Annotated in this window: 10 tRNA genes; all 10 read right to left on the minus strand. The window is 47.6% G+C overall.

What is annotated here, in order from left to right:
• Window positions 1-108: 108 nt before the first annotated feature.
• The 10 genes from ACFO4U_RS14625 to ACFO4U_RS14670 all read right to left on the minus strand — a co-directional run bounded on the left by ACFO4U_RS14625 (window position 109) and on the right by ACFO4U_RS14670 (window position 1,005).
• Window positions 109-185 (minus strand) — tRNA-Pro (locus tag ACFO4U_RS14625).
• 6 nt (window positions 186-191) lie between these two features.
• Window positions 192-268, minus strand: a tRNA-Arg gene (locus ACFO4U_RS14630).
• Window positions 269-271: 3 nt separating this feature from the next.
• Window positions 272-359 (minus strand) — tRNA-Leu (locus tag ACFO4U_RS14635).
• 9 nt (window positions 360-368) lie between these two features.
• A tRNA-Gly gene (locus ACFO4U_RS14640) sits at window positions 369-443 on the minus strand.
• A gap of 15 nt (window positions 444-458) precedes the next feature.
• Window positions 459-539: transfer RNA gene (locus tag ACFO4U_RS14645), tRNA-Leu, on the minus strand.
• Window positions 540-576: 37 nt separating this feature from the next.
• Window positions 577-652, minus strand: a tRNA-Lys gene (locus ACFO4U_RS14650).
• 12 nt (window positions 653-664) lie between these two features.
• Window positions 665-740, minus strand: a tRNA-His gene (locus ACFO4U_RS14655).
• A gap of 10 nt (window positions 741-750) precedes the next feature.
• A tRNA-Thr gene (locus ACFO4U_RS14660) sits at window positions 751-826 on the minus strand.
• 8 nt (window positions 827-834) lie between these two features.
• A tRNA-Phe gene (locus ACFO4U_RS14665) sits at window positions 835-910 on the minus strand.
• 19 nt (window positions 911-929) lie between these two features.
• Window positions 930-1,005: transfer RNA gene (locus tag ACFO4U_RS14670), tRNA-Asp, on the minus strand.
• Window positions 1,006-1,150 lie beyond the last annotated feature (145 nt).

Here is a 1,150-nt window from a genome sequence, read left to right on the forward strand (position 1 = left end):
TCCAAAGAATTTGATATAGCTCTTAAATTGACGAAGCTTGCGCTTCATTCAAAAATTGTAAAACTTTTTTTGCCTCATCGTTCAGTTTTCAAAGACCAAAAAAATAAATGGTCGGGAAGACAGGATTCGAACCTGCGACCCCTTGGTCCCAAACCAAGTGCTCTACCAAGCTGAGCTACTTCCCGTTAAAATGGTGCACCCTGAGAGATTCGAACTCCCGGCCTTTAGATTCGTAGTCTAACGCTCTATCCAGCTGAGCTAAGGGTGCATATGGTGCGGTCGAGAGGACTTGAACCTCCACGGTGTTAACCACCACTAGGCCCTCAACCTAGCGCGTCTACCGATTCCGCCACGACCGCGTATTAAGATGGAGCGGAAGACGGGATTCGAACCCGCGACCCCGACCTTGGCAAGGTCGTATTCTACCACTGAACTACTTCCGCATAAGTATTTAGAGATGCGGGTGAAGGGACTCGAACCCCCACGTCAAAGACACTAGATCCTAAGTCTAGCGCGTCTACCAATTCCGCCACACCCGCATGTGAAATTACGTATTGAATAAAAAATAATGAGAAATGGTGAGCCATGCAGGGCTCGAACCTGCGACCCTCTGATTAAAAGTCAGATGCTCTACCAACTGAGCTAATGGCTCATTAAATTTTAATGGGGCGGCTGAAGGGAATTGAACCCTCGAATGCCGGAATCACAATCCGGTGCGTTAACCACTTCGCCACAACCGCCATGAAAAAATGGTGCCGGCGAAAGGATTCGAACCCTCGACCCTCTGATTACAAGTCAGATGCTCTACCAACTGAGCTACACCGGCGTGTTATATGGTGGCTTTGGACGGAATCGAACCGCCGACACAAGGATTTTCAGTCCTTTGCTCTACCAACTGAGCTACAAAGCCATACGTATTAAATTAAAAATGGCGGTCTCGACGGGATTCGAACCCGCGATCTTCTGCGTGACAGGCAGACATGTTAACCCCTACACCACGAGACCGTTTTAAGTCATATCGACTTTACCTATTTTAAAGGTCATTCTATGTAAAGTCAATAACTTTTTTAAAAAAATAAAGCCTGGCAACGTCCTATCCTCACAGGGGGAGATCCCCCAACTACTTTCGGCGCTGAGACGCTTAACTTCC

This window comes from Exiguobacterium profundum (assembly GCF_042652865.1).
GTDB lineage: Bacteria > Bacillota > Bacilli > Exiguobacteriales > Exiguobacteriaceae > Exiguobacterium > Exiguobacterium profundum.